The organism is Novosphingobium sp., assembly GCF_040398825.1.
Taxonomy (GTDB): Bacteria; Pseudomonadota; Alphaproteobacteria; order Sphingomonadales; family Sphingomonadaceae; genus Novosphingobium.
The window spans coordinates 1-21,912 of record NZ_JBBATI010000044.1; the positions used below are offsets into that span (position 1 = coordinate 1).

The following is a 21,912-nucleotide window of genomic DNA, read 5'->3' on the forward strand; positions in this document are numbered from 1 at the left end:
GCATCAGACTACGAATCTGAGGGTCGGACGTTCGAATCGTTCCGGGCGCACCATTTTCCCACCAAACACCACCACCATCGCCAAAATTTGAGCGCGATTATCGCGGCGTGGTCGTCGCGTGACGCCATCTGCGCGGCTGCTTTGCCTGTGCGGAATACAGTTTGCCTGACCTTATCACCAGATCGGTTTTGTATATTGGTTAGTTTGGTTATTTTTGCGAATAGCTATCCGTTGTCGCACCAGAGGCGGCGTTGCACGTTGCGAAAGGGCAGACGTTGGCCGTATAGAGCGCGCAACTGATCACGCCCGGCGCCCTACACCCACGGGTATCGATCAAACGGCTGCCAAACGAAAAGGACATGCCCACTTGGCCAAACCTGCAAGCCCGCGCGCGACCCGTGCCGCCAAAGCGGCCCCCGCCACAACTGCCGCGGCAAAACCGGCGCCAGAGGCGGTTGTGGCCGATAACGGCGTGATCGATGTGGCGGTTGGCGAAGATGCAGCGGGGTTTGCCCTGCGCAGCCTGCAACAGGCCCACGCCAACCATAAGCGTTACGACGCCAGCGATGCCGAACTGTTGCAGTTTTACGAACAGATGGTGCTGATCCGCCGGTTTGAGGAACGCGCCGGGCAATTGTACGGGCTGGGGCTGATCGGTGGTTTCTGCCACCTGTACATCGGCCAGGAAGCGGTGGCCGTGGGCGTGCAATCCGCGCTGAAGGCCGGGCATGACAGCGTGATCACCGGGTATCGCGACCATGGCCACATGCTGGCCTATGGCATCGATCCGCGCGTGATCATGGCCGAACTGACCGGGCGTGCAGCAGGGATTTCGCACGGCAAGGGCGGATCGATGCACATGTTTTCGACAAGCCACAAATTCTTTGGCGGTCACGGCATTGTCGGCGCGCAAGTGCCGCTGGGGGCGGGGCTGGCGTTCGGGCACAAATACCGTGATGATGGCGGGGTCTGTGTGGCCTATTTTGGCGATGGCGCGGCCAACCAGGGCCAGGTCTATGAAACGTTCAACATGGCCGCGCTGTGGAAATTGCCGATCGTGTTCGTGGTGGAAAACAACGGTTATGCGATGGGCACAGCGGTAAAACGCGGATCGGCCGAAACGCATTTTTATCGCCGCGGCACGGGCTTTCGCATTCCCGGCATGGACGTCAACGGCATGGACGTGCTGGAGGTGCGCCAGGCGACCGAGGTTGCGCTGGAATATGTGCGCGGCGGCAATGGCCCGGTGCTGATGGAATTGAACACCTATCGCTATCGCGGCCATTCGATGTCCGACCCGGCCAAATACCGCAGCCGTGAAGAAGTGCAGGATATGCGCGACAATCACGATCCGATCGAGGCCGCCAAGCAGGAATTGCTGAAACGCGGCGTGACCGAGGATCAAATGAAGGAAATCGACAAGCGCATTCGCGCCACCGTGGCCGAGGCTGCCGATTTTGCCGAAAATTCGCCCGAACCGGCCTTGCCCGAACTTTACACCGATGTGCTGGTGGGGACCTATTGAGATGGCGATCGACCTGAAAATGCCCGCGCTGTCCCCCACCATGGAAGAGGGCACCCTGGCCAAATGGCTGGTCAAGCCCGGCGATACGGTAAAATCCGGCGACATTCTGGCCGAAATCGAAACTGACAAGGCGACGATGGAATTCGAAGCGGTCGACGAAGGCACCGTTGGTGAGCTGCTGATCGCGGCAGGAACCGAAGGGGTTAAAGTGGGTACCGTGATCGCGACGCTGCAGGGTGATGATGACACCGCCGCTGCCGCACCCGCAGTCGTTGCGCCGGCGCCGGTCGCCACACCGCCGGTTGCTGCTGCGCCGCCACCGATCGCCGTTCCGGTAGCCGCCCGCGCGGTTGCCGATGCCGGCATTCCCGCCGGCACGGCCATGGTTTCCACCACCGTGCGCGAAGCGCTGCGTGATGCGATGGCCGAGGAGATGCGTGCCGACGACCGCGTGTTCGTGATGGGTGAAGAGGTCGCCGAATACCAGGGCGCCTACAAGGTTACCCAGGGCCTGCTCGATGAATTCGGGCCGCGCCGGGTGATCGACACGCCGATTACCGAATATGGCTTTGCCGGGATCGGCACCGGTGCGGCAATGGGCGGGTTGCGTCCGGTGGTCGAATTCATGACCTTCAACTTTGCCATGCAGGCGATCGACCACATCATCAATTCGGCGGCCAAGACCAATTACATGTCGGGCGGCCAGATGCGCTGCCCGATCGTGTTTCGTGGCCCCAACGGCGCGGCATCGCGCGTTGGCGCACAGCACAGCCAGAACTATGCGCCGTGGTACGCATCGGTACCGGGGCTGGTCGTGATCGCGCCCTATGACGCCGCGGATGCCAAGGGCCTGTTGAAAGCCGCGATCCGCAGCGAAGACCCGGTGGTCTTTCTGGAAAACGAACTGGTCTATGGCCGCAGCTTTGACGTGCCGCAGGGTGATGATGTGGTGGTGCCGATCGGCAGGGCGCGCATCATGCGCCCGGGCAAGGACGTGACCATCGTGACCTATTCGATCGGCGTGGGGCTGTCGCTGGAAGCTGCCGAAGTGCTGGCTGGCGAAGGCATCGATGCCGAAGTGATCGATTTGCGCACCCTGCGCCCGCTGGATACGGCGGCCATCCTGGAAAGCCTGTCACGCACCAACCGCATGGTCGTGGCCGAAGAAGGCTTTCCGGTCTGCTCCATCGCGTCCGAAGTGATCGCGGTGGTCATGCAGCACGGGTTTGACGATCTGGATGCACCGGTCCTGCGGGTGTGCGACGAAGATGTGCCGCTGCCCTATGCCGCCAATCTGGAAAAGGCCGCCCTGATCACCGCGGGCAAGATTGCCGAGGCGGTGCGCAAGGTGTGCTATCGCTGACGGAACTCCACTGCCACCACCCGCGCCGATCGCGCAGACCGTGACGGCGGAATGGCTGACCCCGCCCGAACGTCTGGCCGTGGCCTATGCGCCGCGCGGAGTTCGCGCCGCATGGACCGGGCTGCTGGCGCTGGATCGTCGGCTGGCCGATGCGGCGCGGGCAGGGCGCGAACCGATCATGATTCAGCTGCGGCTGGCGTGGTGGCGTGATCGGCTGGCCGAACCGGTGGCGGCCCGTCCGCGTGGTGAACCCTTGTTGGCGCTGCTGGCCGCGTGGGACAGCCAGACCCCAGCGTTGACCGCATTGGTCGACGGGTGGGAAGCGCAAGTGGTGGGCGAAGATGGCGGTGCCGCACTGGCCCGCGCGCGCGCCGTGGCCTTGCTGGCGCTGGCCGCGATGGGTGGAAGTGCGGAAACGCCCGCGCTGTCGGCGGCGGTGACCGACTGGGCAGAAGGGCGCGCCTTGCCGTCATCTGCGCTGCCGCGCGCGTTGCGCCCGTTGGTGCTGATCGACCATTTCACCCGTGCGAATGACGCGCCGGCGTGGCGCGTGATGCTGAGCGCGCTGCGCAAAGGTTGGCTGGGCGCATGACGCCACGCCGGCAGAACGCACCAAATTCGCAAGATCTCCTGCTCGCCACACCCCGGACCGCGGCCTAGGTTGCGCGCATGAACAGGATCGTGATCGGAGCGTTGGGGGCACTGCTGCTGGTGGCGGCAGGGGTGTTCTGGTGGCAGGGGCGGGCAGCGAGTGACAACGCGCCGCAAGTGCCGCAACTGGCCGCGCCGGCGCCCAAGCCGGGCGCGAGCGCCGATCCCTTGCCCGAATCCGACGCGGGTGATGCAGTGGGCGCCGATCTGCCCGAAGTGCCCGAAGAGACCAAGGAACAGAAACGGTTCGACCGGCTGGACCGCGATCACGACGGCAAGATCACCATGCCCGAAATGCTGGGCCCGCGCGCCAAGGAATTCCGCAAGCTGGATACCGATGGCAACAACCTGCTGACCTTTGACGAATGGGCGGCCAAGGCGATCAACAAGTTCAAGGGCGCCGACAAGAACGGCAGCGGATTTCTGACGCGTGAGGAATTTGCCACCACCAAAGGCAAACCACGCAAGCCTTCGTGCAAATGCAAAAAGACAGAGTGATACGCCCTTAGCCAAAGCCCCGTTCGTCCTGAGCCTGTCGAAGGGCGCGCACAACATTCGCCCTATTCGGGTCGGATTGTTCGGTTGGACAAGGGTTATCGCGTGTCCTTCGACAGGCTCAGCACGAGGGGCTGTTTTTGGGCAATTCGGAAATTTGTGTTGTTATTTCATAATCCCATCACGCGCCCACTGACCCGATCCATTCCGCCAGATCGGTCTTGGCGCGCGTGGTATAGGCCTCTTTGCGCTGCTTTTTCTTCACTTCGTCCAGCGTGGGGAACAGGCCGAAATTGATGTTCATCGGCTGAAAGGTTTCCGCCACGGCATCGCCGGTAACGTGGCTCAGCAGCGCGCCCAGCGCAGTGGTGCGGGGCGGAGATGTCCATGATTTCCCGGTCAGCTCGGTCGCTGTCATCAGCCCCGCCAACAGCCCGATCGCGGCGCTTTCAACATAACCTTCGCACCCCGTAATCTGCCCGGCAAAGCGCACACGCGGATCGCGGGTCAGGCGCAATTGCCGATCGAGCACGCGCGGGCTCTGGATAAAGGTGTTGCGGTGAAGCCCGCCCAGCCGCGCGAATTCGGCGCGTTCCAGCCCCGGAATGGTGCGGAACAACCGCACCTGTTCGGCATGTTTCAGCTTGGTCTGAAACCCGACGATGTTCCACAATGTACCCAGCTTGTTGTCCTGGCGCAGTTGCACCACCGCGTGGGGCCAGCGGCCGGTGCGCGGATTGTCCAGCCCGACTGGTTTCATCGGGCCGAACCGCAGCGTATCAAACCCGCGCGCCGCCATCACCTCGATCGGCATGCAGCCTTCGAAATAGGGGGTGTTCGCCTCCCATTCGCGGAATTCGGTCTTTTCGCCCTCCATCAGCCCCTGGTGGAACGCGGCGTACTGGTCGCGGTCCATCGGGCAATTGATGTAGTCTGCCTCACCCTTGTCCCACCGCGATGCGCGCCAGCACACGTCCATATCGATGCTGTCGTGGTGCACGATTGGCGCGATCGCGTCGAAAAACGCCAGCGACTCGGCCCCTGTCGCGGCGCCGATCGCGGTGGCCAGCGACGGCGCGGTCAGCGGGCCGGTGGCGATAATCACATGGCCCTGGTCGGGGATCGCGTCGATGCGTTCGCGCACCACTTGCAGTGTGGGCAGGCTGGCCAGTTCGGCCTCCACGGCGGCCGAAAACGCATCGCGATCGACCGCCAGCGCCGATCCCGCGGGCACCGATGCACGCGCGGCCGCCGCCATGATCAGGCTGCCGTTCATGCGCATTTCGTGGTGCAGCAGGCCAACCGCATTGTTGACGTGGTCGTCCGAACGGAACGAGTTGGAACAGACCAGTTCGGCCAGCCCTTGCGTGTGGTGTGCCGCGGTGGTGTCGCCCCCGCCGCGCATTTCCGACAGGCGCACAGCAATCCCGCGCCGTGCCAGTTGCCACGCTGCCTCGCTGCCGGCCATCCCGCCGCCGATGATATGAACCTGATGCGTCATGGTTTTGCCCTTGGCACCGACGCCGCCGAACGGCAAGGTCTGCGCGGGGGTAAAGGGGGACGATGCCAGTGGGCGGCAAATATGCGTGGCTGATCATCAGCCTGATCTTTGGCATCGGGTATTGGGCATGCCAGGGCGTGCTGCCGCCCGGGCCGATTGCGATTGCGGTCAAGATGGGCGGCGTTGCGGCGCTGGGTGTCCATGCCTGGCGCCTTGCCAATCGCGAAACCCGGTCGATTGCGCTGGTGCTCGCGCTGGGTGCGCTGGGTGACGGGCTGATCGAGCTGAGCCTGATCGCCGGCGCTGTCGCATTCCTGGCCGGACACGTGATTGCAATTGCGTTTTACTGGCGCATGCGGCGCGCGGTGAAGGGCTTGGCACTGTTTGCCCCGCCGCTGTTGGGCATGATCGTGCTGTCGGATGCGGCCTATGCGATCAGCGGCGGCGATCTTGGCGTCGGGTTCTATGCGATGGGGCTGGGCGCGATGCTGGGTTGCGCCTGGCTCAGCGATTTCTCGCGGTCACAAGTGGCGCTGGGCGCGCTGCTGTTTGCCGTGTCAGACCTGCTGCTGTTTGCGCGGATGGGAGGCATGGCGGGCAGTGCCGTGCCGGGCATGCTGGTCTGGCCGCTGTATTATGCCGGGCAATTGCTGATCACGCTGGGCGTGGTCGGCATTCAGGGCAGGACCACGCCACCGTCGGCATCGCGCACCATCGCCTGATGCGCCGCGACAACCGCCAGCGGCAGCGTTGCATAGACATGCGGAAACAGCGCACCGCCGCGCGATGCTTCCCAGCGCACGGCATCGCCCAGCGCTGACAGATCGACACGGGCGATGACCAGCCCATGCTGCCCGGCGAAATGCTTGTCGGCGGTTTCGGTCACCTGATCGGCGGCGGACAAGTGGATATAGCCATCGGTCAGATCGACCGGCGCACCGGTGAACACGCTATCGGCCTGCCACTGCGCCCACTGTGCTGCGGACAGGATCTTGTAGGCATGTGGTGCGGGGGTTTGCGCGCGTGCTTCGACAGGCTCAGCATGAACGGAGGAGGGGGAGGACGAACAAGGGGCGCTTGTGGGGTGGGGGCTCATTCGTCTGCTGCTTCCGCACCATCGTCGGTTACGACCGTTTCAGCGTCCTCCACCGGTTCTTCCTCACCCGCATCGGGTTCGGCCAGGCGGGCCGCGCTGACCACGTGTTCGCTGTCGGCGACGTTGAACAGTCGCACCCCGGCAGTGCCGCGCCCGATCACCCGCAGCGAATCCAGTGGCAGGCGGATCAGCTTGGCCTGGTCGGTCACCAGCATCAGCTGATCGGCCTGGGTGGTGGCAAAACTGGCCACGACCGGTCCGTTGCGTTCGATGTTGTCGATATTGACGATACCCTGGCCACCGCGACCGGTGCGGCGGTATTCATAGGCCGACGACAATTTGCCATAGCCATTGGTGCACACGGTCAGGATGAACTGTTCATCGGCCACCAGCTGGGCAAAGCGTTCGGCTTCGATCGTCGGATCGCCTTCACGTTCGGCCTTCCACGGGGCGAACCGCAGGTATTCGTCGCGTTCGTCCTGATCGCGCAAGGCGGTGCGATGCAGGATCGACAGCGAGATCACCTCGTCGCCCTCTTTCAGCAGCATGCCACGCACGCCCGTCGAAGTGCGGCTTTGGAATTCGCGCACATCGTCGGCGGCAAAGCGGATCGCCTTGCCCTGGCGGCTGGCCAGCAGCACGTCATCGCCTTCGGACACCAGCGCCACCCCGATCAACCGGTCGCCATCACCCTCTTCAAACCGCATCGCGAATTTGCCGTTGGACGGGATATTGGCAAAGGCATCCATCGCGTTGCGCCGCACATTGCCCAGCGCGGTCGCAAACATGACGTCGAGCGCGCCCCACTGCGTCTCATCCTCTGGCAGCGCGAGCACCGCCGCAATGGTTTCGCCCTGGTCGAGCGCGGGCAGCAGGTTGACTACCGGGCGGCCCCGCGTCACCGCGCCGCCTTCGGGCAGGCGCCACACTTTCAGGCGATAGACTTTGCCCGCGGTCGAAAAGAACAGCACCGGGGTATGCGTGCTGGCCACGAACATCGTGCCGATCGCATCTTCGTCCTTGGTGGCCATGCCCGAACGGCCCTTGCCGCCACGGTTCTGCGCGCGGAAGGTCGAAAGCGGCGTGCGCTTTATGTAACCGTCGAGCGTGATCGTCACGACCATGTCTTCGCGTTCGATCAGGTCTTCGTCATCGATGCCGTCGGCGGGCGCGGTGATTTCGGACAGGCGCGGCGTGGCAAACGCGTTCCGCACCGCCATCAGTTCATCGCGCATCACGCCGTACAGCTTTACCCGATCGGCCAGGATCGACAAAAATTCGGCGATCGCGCGCGCCAGTGTTTCCAGCTCTCCGCCGATTTCATCGCGCCCCAGTGCGGTCAGCCGGTGCAGCCGCAGATCGAGAATCGCCCGCACTTGCGTGTCCGACAGCCGGTAGGTGAGCGTTTCGGCCAGCGCGTCATCCTCGATCGCTTCGACCAGGCGGATATAGGGCGCGATTTCCTCAATCGGCCATTCGCGCGTGCTCAGCGCTTCGCGCGCCAGCGCCGGGTTGGCCGATCCGCGGATGATCCGCACCACTTCGTCCAGATTGGTGACCGCGACCACCAGCCCCAGCAAGATATGCGCACGGTCGCGCGCCTTCATCAGCTCAAATTTGGTGCGGCGGGTGATCACCTCTTCGCGGAAGCGGACGAACGCCTCGATAATGTCTTTCAACATCAGCAATTCGGGCCGTCCGCCGCGAATGGCCAGCATGTTGGCGGGGAAATTGGATTGCGCCGGGGTGTTGCGCCACAGCTGGTTGAGCACGACTTCGGGCGTGGCGTCACGCTTCAGTTCTATGACCACGCGCACACCTTCACGGCTGGATTCATCGCGGATGTCGGCCACGCCTTCGATCCGCTTGTCCTTGGCCGCCTCGGCAATCTTTTCCACCAGGCTGTTCTTGCCAACCTGATAGGGGATCGATGTCAGCACGATCGCGCGGCGGTCGTTGCCGCGACGGCCGCCTTCCTCCACCACATGGCGGGCGCGCATGATGATCGATCCGCGCCCTTCGGTATAGGCTTTGCGCGCACCGGCCGTGCCCAGGATCAGCGGGGCGGTGGGAAAATCGGGGCCGGGAATGATGCGGATCAGATCATCGATGCTGATCAGCGGGTTTTCCATATAGGCCAGGCAGCCGTCGATCACTTCGCCCAGGTTGTGCGGCGGAATGTTGGTGGCCATGCCCACCGCAATGCCGCCGGCGCCATTGACCAGCAGATTGGGAAAGCGCGCGGGCAGGACCTGCGGTTCGTTTTCCGTCCCGTCATAGTTGGGCTGAAAATCGACCGTGTCCTTGTCGATATCGGCCAGCAGCTGGTCGGCCACTTTGGCCAGGCGCGCCTCGGTATAGCGCATCGATGCCGGCGGATCGGGGTCCATCGATCCGAAATTGCCCTGACCGTCGATCAGTGGCACGCGCATCGACCAATCCTGGGTCATGCGCGCCAGCGCGTCATAGATCGACGAATCGCCGTGCGGATGGTATTTGCCCATGCAATCGCCGACGATCCGTGCCGATTTGCGATAGGGTTTGCCGGTGGTGAAGCCGTTTTCATGGCTGGTCCACAGGATGCGGCGGTGCACCGGTTTCAGCCCGTCACGCACATCGGGCAGCGCGCGGCTGACGATCACGCTCATCGCATAGTCGAGATAGCTCGACTTCATTTCATCGACGATGTCGATCCGCTGAAATTCGGGTTCACCCGACGGGGTGGGGGGATCGATCGGGGTGTTATCGTCGCTCACGTTTTTTGGCGCTTTCGCTGCTGGCAATCCGGGCCCGCCGTGGTGGAGACATACCCCCCGCCGCGATGGCACCCGCCCGTATAAGCCTTTGGCCCTAGCCCCTTGCCCCGGGTATGGCCAGCCAAGGTGCGGCGCGCGGGCGATTTTTCCACACTTCGCTTGGATAGCGTTCCGTGTGACTGCGTAGCGGGGGCAAGAAATCGCCGTTCAAATGCGGTTCACGCGGGTGCGCCTAGCCAGAAGACGTTGCAAAGGACGCAAAACCGCGCCAAACGAGCGACGGGCCGGGCTGATCGGCAAACGGCGGGCAGGGCACACGCGCCCACCCCGTTTGCCGTCGCGGTCGAACATGGAGAGTAAGGACAATGCGGGGTAAATTCGCTACTATCGGCCGCGCCACTGTCGCCGCCGGCGCGCTCGTTTTCGGCACCTTGATGGTCTCTGCGGTCCCGGCCGTGGCCAAGGACGCACCACCGGCAAAGGTGACCAATTCTGCGGAATTCAGCAAAGTCGCCGGGCCGTTCCAGAAACTGTTCAACGACACAGTCGCCAAAAAGGGCAAAGTTCCCGACGCCGATTTCAAGGCCGCGACCGCCGCGCTGGTGCCCGAACTCGCCAAAGTCGAACCGGGTGTGAAATCACCGCTCGACCGGCTGATTTATGGCGACTGGCAGCGCCAGGTCGGTGGTTTTACCAGCAATGACGCGCTGACGGCCAAGGGCCTGCAGAACATGCTCGACAGCGGGCAGTTGCAGGCCAACCTGGTGCCCACGGTCAGCGCCATGCTGGGCCAGATGGCATTTGTGGCCAAGGATTATCCCGCCGCTATCAAGGCACTCAGCCCGCTGGTCAACAGCGCGACGGTCGATGATGCCGTGCCGCAGATGCTGGCCGAGGCCTATACCTCGTCGGGGCAGCCAAAGGCCGGCCTGGACGCGCTGAAAACCGCGATCGCCGCCAAAAAGGCCGCCAATCAGGCTCCGCCGGAAGACTGGTACAACCGCGGCAACCGCATCGCCTATACATCGAAACTGTCGGCGGAATCGACCGAATGGGCGCTGCTGCTGGTATCCGCCTATCCCACCCCGATGAACTGGCTGGGCGCCACGCAGCTGGTGCGCAACGGCGCGACCAACTTTACCAACCAGGAAGAGCTCGACGTCAGCCGGTTGATGGATCAGGCGGGATCGCTGAAGCTGGAACCCAAATACGTTGAACGCGAATATGTCGCCTATCTGCAGTCGATCGACGCACGGCGTTTCCCGGGTGAGGCGGTACGCATTGCCGAACAGGGCATCGCCACCGGTGCGCTGAAGGCCGACGATACCTTTGTAAAGGACGTGTTGACCCAGGCGCGTCCGCGCGCCGCAGCCGACCGCGCAACACTGCCAAGCCTGGCCAAGGAAGCCAGCGCCGCGCCATCGGGCAAAGTCGCGGCCGCGGCCGGCGATACTTATCTGTCGTATGGTGAAGCAGCCAAGGCCGATGAGCTGTATACGCTGGCAATGTCCAAGGGCGGCATCGATGCCGACAAGGATCGCGTGCTGACCCGGCTGGCCATCGCCCAGATCGACGAAGGCAAATATGCCGACGCCAAGGCCAACCTGGCCAAGATCGTCGGCCCGCGCGCGCCGATTGCCCAGCTGTGGGCAATCTTTGCCGACCAGAAGGCCGCCGGCAAATAAGCCCGACGGTTATCGTCACAAAAAACGGCGACATCCCGATTGGATGCCGCCGTTTTTTTGTGTGAACTGAACATCACACCACCGCGCGAAATTCCCCGGTGGCGTCATCCATCAGGTGCAGCAATCCGTCGCTGATCGCGAAAAACGCGCCAGTCACGCGCAATGACCCATTGGCTTCTTTGCGGCTGATGCACGGAAATGTGCGCAGATTGGCCAGGCTGGTGCGCACCCCGGCCTGTTCCATCGCGCGTTCGGCCACGCGCCCGGTGGTGCCGTGTTGCGCAACCACATCCACGCGCGCGTCATCCAGCAGCGCGATCCAGTTGGCGATGAAACCGCCTTCGCCCGGTTCCGTACCATGCAGGCTTTGCGTCAGCGCGGCCTGTGCGCCGCCGCACATGCCGTGGCCCAGCACGACGATTTCGCGCACTTTCAGCACTTGCACCGCGAATTCCAGCGCGGCCGATACCCCGTGCAGGCCGGGCGCGGTTTCAAAAGGCGGGACCATCGCCGCGACATTGCGCACCACGAACATTTCGCCCGGATCGGTATCGAACACTTGCGCCGGATCGACCCGGCTGTCGGAACAGGCGATGATCATCACTTGCGGGCTTTGCCCGTCACGCAGTTCGCGCCAGCGTTCCAGCTTTGGCGTCCAGCCATGTTCGCGAAACCGGCGATAGCCAGCGATCAGGTGATCGAGTTCGGGGGACTGGGGTTCGGGGGTTGTGCGTTCAGTCATGGCAATTTTCCCTTAAACTCCGCTACAGCCTGCCGCAGCGTCATGGCGGCAAGCGACCGTCAGTGCAAGGATCGACGGCGGGGATGGCAATTTGCGCAGGCAGCGCTTATTTGCGCAGACATGAACGACATTTCGACCGCCCCCGCCCGTCCGCGCAAGCCCGACTGGATTCGCGTCAAGGCCCCTGTCAGCAAGGGGTATCAGGAAACGCGCGATCTGATGCGCGATCTGAAACTCAACACCGTGTGTGAAGAGGCGGCGTGCCCCAACATCGGCGAATGCTGGACCAAAAAGCACGCGACGGTGATGATCCTGGGCGATGTCTGCACGCGCGCCTGCGCGTTCTGCAACGTCAAAACCGGCATGCCACGCGCGGTTGACGCCAGCGAACCCGGCCATGTGGCAGAGGCAGCGGCACGGCTGGGGCTGCAACATATCGTGGTGACCTCGGTCGATCGTGACGACCTGCCCGATGGCGGCGCCGGGCAGTTTGTCAAAGTGATCCGCGCGCTGCGCGATGCCACCCCAAACACCACGATCGAAATTCTTACCCCCGATTTTCGTGGCAAGATGCTGCCCGCGGTTGAAGCGATCGTCGCCGCCGGTCCCGATGTCTATAACCACAACCTGGAAACCGTGCCGCGGCTCTATCCGATGATCCGCCCCGGCGCGCGCTACTACGCGTCGCTGCGCCTGCTGGAAGAGGTAAAGCGCCACAACCCGGCGATCTTCACCAAATCCGGGGTGATGCTGGGGCTGGGCGAAGAACGGCTGGAGGTGCACCAGGTGATGGACGACATGCGCAGCGCCGGCATCGATTTCCTGACCATGGGACAATATCTGCAACCCACGCCCAAACATGCCAAAGTCATCGATTTTGTGACGCCGCAGGCGTTCTCCGCGTTTGGTGCGATCGCCCGCGCGAAAGGTTTTCTGCAGGTCGCATCCACCCCGCTGACCCGGTCCAGCTATCACGCCGGCGATGATTTTGCGCAAATGCGCGCCGCCCGCGAAGCACAGCTGGCAAAAGCTGCCCTGGTCGGGGCGGCAAGCGTCAAGGTCAGCTGATATGCCGCATATCGCCGAAACGCGCGATTTGCCGTGGTCGCCGGAACAGATGTTCGACCTGGTCGCCGATGTAAAACGCTATGCCGAATTTCTGCCGTGGGTGGTGGCCACGCGCGTGCGTTCGGACAGCGATACCGAAATGGTCGCCGACATGATGGTCGGGTTCAGCGCCTTGCGCGAAAAATTCACCAGCCGGGTGCGCAAGGACCGCCCGGGATCGCTGACCGTGGAATATCTCGACGGCCCGATGAAAAGCCTGTCGAACTCCTGGCATTTCCATGCGCGCGACGGTGGCGGCTGCCGCATCGAATTCGAATGCGATTTTTCGTTTCGCAACGCGCTGTTCGAACGTCTGGCCGGGCAATACCTCGATCGCGCGTTCCGCAAGATGGTCTCTGCGTTCGAAACCCGCGCCGCCCGGCTTTACAGCGGTGCGGCGCTGGCTGCCTCTGCCTCTGACGGCAGCAGCAGTTCAAGCGCCACCAGCGCGGCCTGACGCCGCACTTCGGCGCGGGTGCCGGCCTCTGCAAAAAACTTCATTTCCGCCTCTTGCGCTTCCGGATCGGCGCCGCGCCGGGCGCAGGCAAACACCACCGTGCCCACCGGTTTCTGCGCCGATCCCCCGTCCGGGCCGGCCACGCCGGTAATCGCCACCGCGATATCGGCGGTTGAATGCGCCAGCGCACCCTGCGCCATCGACCACGCCACCGCCACCGACACCGCGCCGAAACAATCGATCACATCTTCGGAAACGCCCAGCATGTCGACCTTGGCCGTGTTGGAATAGGTCACAAACCCGCGATCGAACACCGCAGAGCTGCCGGCGATTTCGGTCAGCGCAGCCGCTACCAGCCCCCCGGTGCAGCTTTCTGCCACGGCCACCGTGCGGCCGATCGCCTTGTTGGCGGCGATCACCCGCGCGGCGAGCACGACCAGATCGTCGGGAAGCAGGCTGTTCATGACATTGGCTCTTTCAATGACGTTTTCAGTGGGCTTTTTCAGTGGCTTTTTCAGTGGCTTTTTCAGTGACCTGGCGCGGCGGGAAAGCCCGGCAAGACAGGTTCGATCCTGCACAGCGGCAGGCGTTGTTTCTTGTCCGCGGTCGGCTTGTCGACGCGTTGCACGATCAGCGTCAGCAACCCCGCCATGTTTTCGACCGGCAGCGGCGCCAGCAGGCGCACGGTCTGGTCGACGGTCGCACAGTCCTTTGGCTTGACCGCGCCCGACACCATCTGCTTGATCAATCCCGATACAAACGGTTTCAACGCCTCATCAGGCAGTTTGGACATCAGTCCGGCCATCTTGTCCTTTTCGCCATCGGCCCCGGTCACTTTCATCAGGCCGTGGCGCGCCGCCGGCCATGCCTCGGGCTGCGCCACCCGATAACGCTGGATCAATGCCGGACCGTCGCTGGCCAGAAACGCCGCTGTGCCCAGCGTCGGGCGGCAGGCGGTTGCCGCCCCGTCGATGACATCGGCCAGGCTGTACCGCAGCATGCTGTCAAGCTCCGCCGCGGAAATGCAGGTGTCCTGCTGCGCCTGCGCGGCAGTGGACAGGGCCATCGCCCCGATGCCCAGGAACGCGGCCAGATTGCGGGAAAGGGTCATCGGTTGCTCCTTGCCGTGGTTATGGTGTGGGGCGGGTGACGGTGGCCACGGCCTGCGCCGCGATGCCTTCGCCGCGTCCGGTCAGGCCGAGTCGTTCGGTGGTGGTGGCCTTGACGCTGACCTGATCGATGGTGATGCCCATGATTGTGGCCAGGGCTTCGCGCATTGCCGCCTTGTGCGGGCCGATGCGCGGTGCTTCGCAAATGATCGTGACGTCGATATTGGCGACACTATATCCGGCATTGTGCACCAGCATGGCGGCATGCGCCAGAAACCGGTCGGACGATGCGCCTTTCCATTGCGGGTCGCTGGGCGGAAAATGATCGCCGATATCGCCCGCCGCGATCGCGCCGAGCAGCGCATCAACCAGCGCATGGATCGCGACATCGGCATCGCTGTGCCCCGACAGCCCGCGCGGATGATCGATTTTTACCCCGCACAGCCACAACTCTTCGCCATCGACCAGACGGTGGACGTCAAACCCCATGCCGGTGCGGCAGATCATTGTGTGGTCCTTGGACGGGGAAGGGCGCGGGGGGGATTCGAAATCGCTGGCAAAGGTCACCTTGCGCAGGCGCTCGTCGCCCGAAACGAGCGCGATGGCAAGCCCTGCCGCATCGGCGACGGTGGCGTCATCGCCGGCCTCGCGCTCAGCCGGCCAGGCGCGATGCGCGGCGACAATGACGTCCAGGCGAAAGGCCTGCGGGGTCTGCACGCGGTACAGCCCGTCGCGCGACACTGCCGCTTCGCGCCGGCCGGCGGACCCGCGCACGACGCTGTCGACCACCGGCAGCACCGGGATTGCGCCCGGCGCATGATCCAGCGCGGCGACCAGCGCGGCAATCACCGCGCGGGGCAGGTCGGGGCGCGCGGCATCGTGGATCAGCACGCGTTGGATGGCCTCATCACCGGCCAGATGGTCCAGCGCGGCGCGCACCGATTGCTGTCGCGTGGCGCCGCCAGGCACCAGCGTCACGGCCAGACCGGCCAGCGCGGCGGCGGCATCGTCGTGATGATCGGCCGGAATCGCCACCACCAGCGGCGCGGCGCCGGCGGCCAGCAAACGTTCAACGCTATGCCGCACCAGCGGCGCACCCTGCCACGACGCAAACTGTTTGGGCACCGCGCCACCCGCGCGCAGACCCTTGCCGGCGGCGACCACCACGGCGGCAAAGGCGGGCAGGGCCGGGGTTGGCGGATCGGGTTGCGAAATGGTCATGATGGGTGCCCCATACAAACTTGCTACCCCTGCGACAATTGGCTAACCCCCTGCCTGTTTTTTAGGCATTGGGCGCACCATTTATGAGCACGACCCCCATTCCCCCCGCACTGGCCCCGATCGCGGTCGGCCCGGTGCAGATCGCGTGCCCGGTGATCCTGGCGCCGATGACCGGGGTGTCAGACCTGCCGTTCCGGCGCATGGTGCGGCGGTTTGGTTCGGGGCTCAACGTCACCGAAATGATCGCCAGCCCGGCGGCGATCCGCGCCACGCGCCAGTCGATCCAGAAATGGGCGTGGGATGCGATCGAAGAACCGGTATCGATGCAGCTGGTCGGCTGCGAGCCCGACCAGATGGGTGAGGCGGCAAAGCTGTCAGAGGATCGCGGTGCGGCAATCATCGACATCAACATGGGTTGCCCGGTGCGCAAGGTGGTCAATGGCGAAGCCGGATCGGCGCTGATGCGCGATCTGGGACTGGCGTCACGGCTGATCGCGGCGACGATCAAGGCGGTGTCGGTGCCGGTGACCGTGAAAATGCGCATGGGCTGGTGCCACGACAGCCTGAACGCGCCGGAACTGGCGCGGATCGCGCAGGATCTTGGCGCACAGATGATCACCGTGCACGGCCGCACCCGCAACCAGATGTACAAGGGTTCGGCCGACTGGCGGTTTGTCGCACGGGTAAAGGCGGCGGTGCAGATCCCGGTCATCGTCAATGGCGATATCTGTTCGATCGACGATGTCGCCACCGCGATCGACCACAGCGGCGCCGATGGGGTGATGATCGGGCGCGGCGCCTATGGCCGGCCCTGGCTGCTGGGGCAGATGATGCACTGGCTGAACACCGGCACATTGCTGGATGACCCGTCGATCGCCGATCAGCATGCGGTGCTGGTAGAACATTACCACGACATGCTGGAACACTACGACACCACGGTCGGGGTGCACATGGCGCGCAAGCACCTGGGCTGGTATACCAAAGGCCTGCCCGGATCGGCCGAATTTCGCAACCGGGTCAATTTTATCGAGGATCACCACGCGGTGCTGGCCAGCCTGGCCGAATTCTACACCCGTCTGGATCAGGCGGGCGAATGCCGTGCCGCAGCCTGATCCTGCCACAGCGGGCCCGCCCGATCCGAAGTGGCTGGTCGCCAGCCTGCCACAGGCGGTGTTTCTGCTGACCCCGGCGCTGACCGTGGCATCGGTCAATGCGGCGGGCGAACATCTGGTGGGGCAGGGGTCGAGCCGGCTGGTAGGGCGATCGATCGACAGCATCTTTCGCTTTGAAGAAGCGCTGATTGCCGATCGCCTGGCCGATCGGGAGGCCAATCTGGTCGCGCGCGGATCACAGGTGCGGATATTTGACCAGCCTGCCCGCCAGATCGACGTGATGACCGCGCCGGTGCTGCATTATCGCGGCTGGCAGATGCTGGTGCTTGAAGAGCCGGTCGGGGTCGAGGCGCTGAGCCTGGGGCTGGCGGGCAACGATGGCGCCGATGACGCGGTGTTGCGCGCACCCGATGTCCTGGCGCACGAAATCAAAAACCCGCTGGCGGGGATTCGCGGCGCCGCACAATTGCTGGAACGCCGGATTGCTCCGGCCGATCGCACGCTGACCGGGCTGATCACGACCGAGGTTGATCGCATTGCCAAGCTGGTGGACCAGATGCAATCGCTCGGCCGCCGCAACCCGGAACCGGCGCTGCCATGCAATCTGCACGAAGCGGTGCGCCATGCGCAGGCCATTCTGGCGGCCAGCCATGGCGGCAACCGCCACGGCCAACCGGTTGCCCGCTGTGTGGTGGACGAAGAATTCGACCCCAGCCTGCCGCTGATCACCGCCAACCACGATGCGCTGGTGCAAGTGCTGCTGAACCTGCTGACCAATGCCAGGGACGCCTGTGAAGCGGTCGAAAGCCCGCGCATTATCGTGCGGTCACGGTTTGCCAGCGGCATTCTGGTGCATCTGGGGCCGGGGGGTGGATCGCTGCGCCTGCCGATCGAACTGCGCGTCAGCGACAATGGCCCGGGCGTGCCACCGGCGCTGCGCGACCATATATTCGAACCGTTTGTGACCAACAAGAAAAGCGGACAGGGCCTGGGGCTGGCGCTGGTGCAGAAACTGGTGCGTGAAATGAACGGGCGTGTGACCCACGACCGGGACGAGGTCCGCGGCCTTACGCATTTCCGGCTGCATCTGCCGGTCGCCGGTACGGTGCCAAATGTACCCCGGCCCGTTGAACAGGGAATGCGCGCATGAACCGGTCGATCCTGCTGGTTGAAGACGACGCGTCGATCGCCACCGTCATCACCGCCGCGCTCGCTGCCGAAGGGTTTGCCGTGGCACGCAGCGAGACCGTGGCCGGCCGCGACCGGCTGCTGGCAACCGGTGCCTATGCGCTGATGCTGACCGATGTCATGCTGGCCGATGGTGATGGCATTGCCACGCTGCCAGCTGTGCGCGCGCGGTTTCCCGATCTGCCGGTGATCATCCTGTCGGCGCAAAACACGCTTGATACCGCGGTGCGGGCCAGCGACACCGGCGCGTTTGAATACTTTCCCAAACCGTTTGACCTGGATGAGCTGGTCGCCGCGGTCCACGCCGGGGTGCAGCAGGGGATCGCCCGCAGCGCGGCCGGGGCGCAAGGTGGAGAAGGCGATGCCGACGTGGCAGAGCCATTGCCCCAGGGTTTGCCACTGGTCGGGCGCAGCCCGGCCATGCAGGCGGTCTATCGCATGATCACGCGCGTGTTGCGCAACGATCTGACCGTGCTGATCCTGGGTGAATCCGGCACTGGCAAGGAACTGGTGGCAGAGGCCATCCACCAGCTCGGCAATCGCAGCACCGGGCCGTTTGTGGCGGTCAACGCCGCGGCGATCCCGCACGATCTGATCGAAAGCGAATTGTTCGGGCACGAAAAAGGCGCCTTTACCGGGGCGATCGCGCGCCGGGTGGGCAAATTTGAACAGGCCGCCGGGGGCACGCTGTTTCTGGATGAAATCGGCGACATGCCGATTGCGGCGCAGACCCGGCTGTTGCGCGCGCTGCAATCGGGCCGCGTGCGCCGCGTGGGCGGGGCGGACGAAATCACGCTGGATTGCCGGATTATCGCCGCCACCAACCGCGATCTGCTGCCGATGATCGCCGCCGGCCAGTTTCGCGAAGACCTGTATTACCGGCTGGCGGTGGTGCCGATCGAACTGCCCCCTTTGCGCGAACGCACCGATGATATCCCCGCGCTGTCGCGGCATTTCCTGGCCTGCGCCGCCAACGAGGGCCTGCCCCGCCGGCAGTTGACCACCGCGGGCGCGGCGCTGCTGGCGGCGCAGCCGTGGCGCGGCAACGTGCGCGAATTGCGCAATCTGATCTATCGGCTGGCGCTGATGGCGCGCGAAGAGTCGATCGATGTCGCGACGATAGAACCCTTGCTGGCCAGCGATCCCGCCACGGGCGCGCGCGGCGCGGGTGTGGCGCGCGGGCCCGGTGATGAACCGGCGCGCACTGCCAGTACGCACAGCGACCGCATCGCCGGCGACTGGGCGGGCACGCTGGGGCAGTGGCTGACGCAAAACCCGCCGGTGCCGGGGCAGCTGTATGATCACGCGCTGGCAGCGTTTGAACGCCCGCTGTTTCACCACGTGCTTGACCAGACCGGCGGTAACCAGCTGCGCGCGGCACAGATCCTGGGTATCAACCGCAACACCTTGCGCAAACGGTTGGCGGAACTGGGCATCCAGCCCTGATCGGGTGGGCAGTCTGACCGCACGCGGTTGCACCGATGGGTTCGCGTGCAAAATGGCTTGCATTTGGGCAACAGTAGTGTTGTCTATCAGCAACTATGACTCGACGTGATGCAACGCCAATGGCCGCGCCTGTGCCGGCGCGAACGCCAGCGCCAATGCCAGCGCCAATGCCAGCGCCAATGCCAGCAAGGGCCCGGCCCCTGCCGCGGTGGTGGCGGCGGCTGCTCGTGGTGTTGCGCCGCGCCAATGTGACGCTGGTGCTGGAAACGATCACCGCGATCTGGCTGATCATGATGGTGACGGTCAGCTGGTACCAGCTGAACCCGCAACACACCGCCGGTGATCAGCTGTTGCCGGCCAAACTGACCACCAGCCTGCTGATCGGCACAATGGTACCGGCAATGGCGCTGATCGTGCTGGTGGGCCGGCGCGTGGCGCTATTGCGCGCGCGGCGCACCGTGCTGGGCAGCAATGGCCGGCTGCATCTGCGGCTGGTGTGGTTGTTTTCGCTGATCGCGGCGGTGCCGACGCTGCTGGTGGCGATCTTTGCCTCGCTACTGTTCCAGTCGGGTGTGGAATTCTGGTTTTCCGACAATTCACGCGGGCTGCTGGAAAACGCCAACAGCCTGGCCAAGGGCTATTACACCGACAAATTGCGCGATGTCGGGACCGAAGGCGTGGCTATGGCCGCCGATTTGCGCGATTACATGACCGACAAACCGATCACCAGCCCGGAATTTGCCGAAGGCTATACGTGGCAAGTGATCAGCCGCAAAATGAACCAGTCGGCGATTATCGAACGCGGTGAGGACGGCAATTTTCGCACCGCAGCGATTGTCGACCCCAACCGCAATGACAACCGCCAACGCGTGACCGCCGATGAATTGCGACGGATTGCGAGCGGTGAACGCGTGGTGGTCAATGCCTCGGCCGAAAAGATCGAGGCGGTCACCGCCATCGACCAGGCGCGCGGGCTGTACCTGTATGTCGCGCGCGATTCCGATCAGCTGGCCTACAACCAGTGGAAACGCGCCAATTCGGTCGTGGCCGCCTATGACATGCTGACGCGGCGCGCGCGGGCGTTGCAGGTGCGGTTCAATCTGGCGCTGCTGGGCATATCGCTGGCGCTGGTCATGCTGGCGGTATGGGCGGCGCTGCGGCTGGCCGACCGCCAGGTTGCGCCATTGATCGAACTGGTATCGGCTGCGCGCAAAGTCGGCAGCGGCAATTTTGCCATGCGCGTGGCGTCGGGGCGCGGGGCGGATGAGGTCGGCATGCTTGCCCGCGCGTTCAACCGCATGACCGCGCAGCTGGAAACGCAGACACTGGCGCTGGTGCGCGCCAACGCCCAGCTGGATGTGCGCCGTTCGCTGATAGAGGCGGTGATCGAATCGATTACCGCCGGGATCATTTCCATCGATCGTGGCGGGGTGATCCGCCTGATCAACAGTTCCGCGCAAAAGCTGCTGGGCGATGATGCGGGGCAGGACCGGTCCGGCGCAACCACCGGTGCGACCCTGGCCGAAGTATCCCCGCAATTGCACAACCTGGTGATCAGCGGCGAAATCAGCGGGGTTGTCCATTATGCCAAGGGCGGCGATCTGCTGACTCTGGCGGTGAAGGTCGCGCAGGATGCCAATGGCCATGTCATCACGTTTGAAGACATCACGCGGCAATTGGTCGATCAGCGCCGCGCCGCCTGGTCCGACGTGGCGCGGCGGATCGCACACGAAATCAAAAACCCGCTGACCCCGATCCAGCTGGCCACCGAACGGCTGAAACGGCGCTATCGCAAACAAATCGTCACCGATCCCGAATTGTTTGAGGAACTGACCGCGACCATCATCCGCCAGGTGGGCGATCTGCGCCGTATGGTCGATGAATTTTCGTCGTTTGCGCGCCTGCCCAAACCGGTGTTCCGCAACGAGGATGCGGGCGAACTGGTGCGCCAGGCGATCTTTTTGCAGGAAATCGCACATGGCGCGGTCGCGTTCAGCTATGACGGCCCGACCAGCGAACCGTTCGCGGCCGACCGTCACCAGTTTGGCCAGGCGATGACCAACGTGCTGAAAAACGCGGTCGAGGCGATCGATGCGCGCGCCCGGGTGGAAGATATTGATTACAAGGGGCGGATCGCGGTCACCATCGACAGCGATGCGCAATCGATCACGGTCAGCGTGGTGGACAATGGCATCGGCCTGCCGGCAGAGCGTGACCGCATTCTGGAACCCTATGTCACCACCCGCGAAAAGGGCACCGGGCTGGGCCTGGCGATCGTCAACAAGATCGTTGAAGAACACGATGGCGAAATGGATTTTGCCCCGGCGCCGGGCGGCGGCACGCGCATGGTCATGCGGTTTGCGCGCGCGCCGCTGGCCACCCAGGCCGATGCCCCCGATATGGGCCGGCTGACCCCGTCAACCCAATCAACATCATAAGACTGGCAGTGCGCTAAAGG

The 21,912-nt window shown here is 64.1% G+C and carries 19 protein-coding genes; 12 read left to right on the plus strand and 7 right to left on the minus strand.

Features of this window, described 5'->3' with window-relative positions; genetic code table 11:
* Positions 1–367 precede the first annotated feature (367 nt).
* From pdhA to ABWP89_RS16600, 4 genes are all read left to right on the plus strand, one after another.
* Entirely contained in the window at positions 368–1,525 is a 1,158-nt protein-coding gene (gene pdhA / locus ABWP89_RS16585) for a pyruvate dehydrogenase (acetyl-transferring) E1 component subunit alpha (RefSeq protein WP_502915315.1), read from the plus strand.
* Position 1,526: 1 nt separating this feature from the next.
* Entirely contained in the window at positions 1,527–2,888 is a 1,362-nt protein-coding gene (locus ABWP89_RS16590) for a pyruvate dehydrogenase complex E1 component subunit beta (protein WP_353230692.1), read from the plus strand.
* A 40-nt stretch (positions 2,889–2,928) separates the two neighbouring features.
* Positions 2,929–3,480, plus strand: coding sequence for a hypothetical protein (locus tag ABWP89_RS16595; protein WP_353230693.1), 552 nt, complete (start codon positions 2,929–2,931; stop codon positions 3,478–3,480).
* A gap of 89 nt (positions 3,481–3,569) precedes the next feature.
* On the plus strand, positions 3,570–4,037 hold the full coding sequence (locus ABWP89_RS16600; protein WP_353230695.1) for an EF-hand domain-containing protein: 468 nt from the start codon (positions 3,570–3,572) through the stop codon (positions 4,035–4,037).
* Between the two features lie 178 nt (positions 4,038–4,215).
* On the opposite strand, the gene trmFO is transcribed toward ABWP89_RS16600, so the two are convergent.
* Positions 4,216–5,535, minus strand: coding sequence for a methylenetetrahydrofolate--tRNA-(uracil(54)-C(5))-methyltransferase (FADH(2)-oxidizing) TrmFO (gene trmFO / locus ABWP89_RS16605; RefSeq protein ID WP_353230696.1), 1,320 nt, complete (start codon positions 5,533–5,535; stop codon positions 4,216–4,218).
* A 68-nt stretch (positions 5,536–5,603) separates the two neighbouring features.
* Here trmFO and ABWP89_RS16610 point away from each other — a divergent pair, with 68 nt between their 5' ends.
* The gene (locus ABWP89_RS16610) at positions 5,604–6,257 is read left to right on the plus strand and encodes a lysoplasmalogenase family protein (RefSeq protein ID WP_353230697.1); all 654 of its coding nucleotides are present in this window, start codon (positions 5,604–5,606) and stop codon (positions 6,255–6,257) included.
* Here the strand turns inward: ABWP89_RS16610 and ABWP89_RS16615 are convergent.
* A complete protein-coding gene (locus tag ABWP89_RS16615) occupies positions 6,212–6,526 on the minus strand; it encodes a DUF952 domain-containing protein (protein ID WP_353230726.1) in 315 nt (104 codons plus the stop codon). The genes ABWP89_RS16610 and ABWP89_RS16615 overlap by 46 nt on opposite strands.
* A 101-nt stretch (positions 6,527–6,627) precedes the next feature.
* Positions 6,628–9,366 carry a DNA gyrase subunit A gene (gene gyrA / locus ABWP89_RS16620; protein WP_353230727.1) on the minus strand — a complete coding sequence of 913 codons (2,739 nt, stop codon included), beginning with the start codon at positions 9,364–9,366 and terminating at the stop codon, positions 6,628–6,630.
* 386 nt (positions 9,367–9,752) lie between these two features.
* Between gyrA and ABWP89_RS16625 the strand changes: the two genes are divergently transcribed.
* On the plus strand, positions 9,753–11,072 hold the full coding sequence (locus tag ABWP89_RS16625) for a hypothetical protein (protein WP_353230699.1): 1,320 nt from the start codon (positions 9,753–9,755) through the stop codon (positions 11,070–11,072).
* A gap of 73 nt (positions 11,073–11,145) precedes the next feature.
* On the opposite strand, the gene ABWP89_RS16630 is transcribed toward ABWP89_RS16625, so the two are convergent.
* Positions 11,146–11,814, minus strand: a complete 669-nt coding sequence (locus ABWP89_RS16630; RefSeq protein ID WP_353230700.1) for a carbonic anhydrase — start codon at positions 11,812–11,814, stop codon at positions 11,146–11,148.
* 120 nt (positions 11,815–11,934) lie between these two features.
* On the opposite strand from ABWP89_RS16630, the gene lipA reads away from it, so the two are divergent.
* Positions 11,935–12,882, plus strand: a complete 948-nt coding sequence (lipA, locus tag ABWP89_RS16635; RefSeq protein WP_353230701.1) for a lipoyl synthase — start codon at positions 11,935–11,937, stop codon at positions 12,880–12,882.
* Position 12,883: 1 nt separating this feature from the next.
* Complete coding sequence (locus ABWP89_RS16640) at positions 12,884–13,378, plus strand: type II toxin-antitoxin system RatA family toxin (RefSeq protein ID WP_353230703.1); 495 nt, start codon at positions 12,884–12,886, stop codon at positions 13,376–13,378.
* Here the strand turns inward: ABWP89_RS16640 and ABWP89_RS16645 are convergent.
* The 3 genes from ABWP89_RS16645 to ABWP89_RS16655 all read right to left on the minus strand — a co-directional run bounded on the left by ABWP89_RS16645 (position 13,306) and on the right by ABWP89_RS16655 (position 15,708).
* Positions 13,306–13,842: a CinA family protein gene (locus ABWP89_RS16645; RefSeq protein WP_353230704.1), complete on the minus strand. Its 537-nt coding sequence runs from the start codon at positions 13,840–13,842 to the stop codon at positions 13,306–13,308. The genes ABWP89_RS16640 and ABWP89_RS16645 overlap by 73 nt on opposite strands.
* Before the next feature lie 62 nt (positions 13,843–13,904).
* Positions 13,905–14,489 carry a hypothetical protein gene (locus tag ABWP89_RS16650; RefSeq protein WP_353230705.1) on the minus strand — a complete coding sequence of 195 codons (585 nt, stop codon included), beginning with the start codon at positions 14,487–14,489 and terminating at the stop codon, positions 13,905–13,907.
* A 19-nt stretch (positions 14,490–14,508) separates the two neighbouring features.
* On the minus strand, positions 14,509–15,708 hold the full coding sequence (locus tag ABWP89_RS16655) for a bifunctional 2-C-methyl-D-erythritol 4-phosphate cytidylyltransferase/2-C-methyl-D-erythritol 2,4-cyclodiphosphate synthase (protein WP_353230706.1): 1,200 nt from the start codon (positions 15,706–15,708) through the stop codon (positions 14,509–14,511).
* 83 nt (positions 15,709–15,791) lie between these two features.
* Between ABWP89_RS16655 and dusB the strand changes: the two genes are divergently transcribed.
* The 4 genes from dusB (at position 15,792) to ABWP89_RS16675 (ending at position 21,892) form a co-directional block, all read left to right on the plus strand.
* Positions 15,792–16,820 carry a tRNA dihydrouridine synthase DusB gene (dusB, locus tag ABWP89_RS16660; RefSeq protein WP_353230707.1) on the plus strand — a complete coding sequence of 343 codons (1,029 nt, stop codon included), beginning with the start codon at positions 15,792–15,794 and terminating at the stop codon, positions 16,818–16,820.
* On the plus strand, positions 16,807–17,970 hold the full coding sequence (locus ABWP89_RS16665) for a two-component system sensor histidine kinase NtrB (RefSeq protein ID WP_353230709.1): 1,164 nt from the start codon (positions 16,807–16,809) through the stop codon (positions 17,968–17,970). The genes dusB and ABWP89_RS16665 overlap by 14 nt, the downstream gene beginning before the upstream one ends.
* Positions 17,967–19,454, plus strand: a complete 1,488-nt coding sequence (locus tag ABWP89_RS16670) for a sigma-54-dependent transcriptional regulator (RefSeq protein WP_353230710.1) — start codon at positions 17,967–17,969, stop codon at positions 19,452–19,454. The genes ABWP89_RS16665 and ABWP89_RS16670 overlap by 4 nt, the downstream gene beginning before the upstream one ends.
* A 179-nt stretch (positions 19,455–19,633) precedes the next feature.
* The gene (locus tag ABWP89_RS16675; RefSeq protein ID WP_353230711.1) at positions 19,634–21,892 is read left to right on the plus strand and encodes a sensor histidine kinase; all 2,259 of its coding nucleotides are present in this window, start codon (positions 19,634–19,636) and stop codon (positions 21,890–21,892) included.
* Positions 21,893–21,912 lie beyond the last annotated feature (20 nt).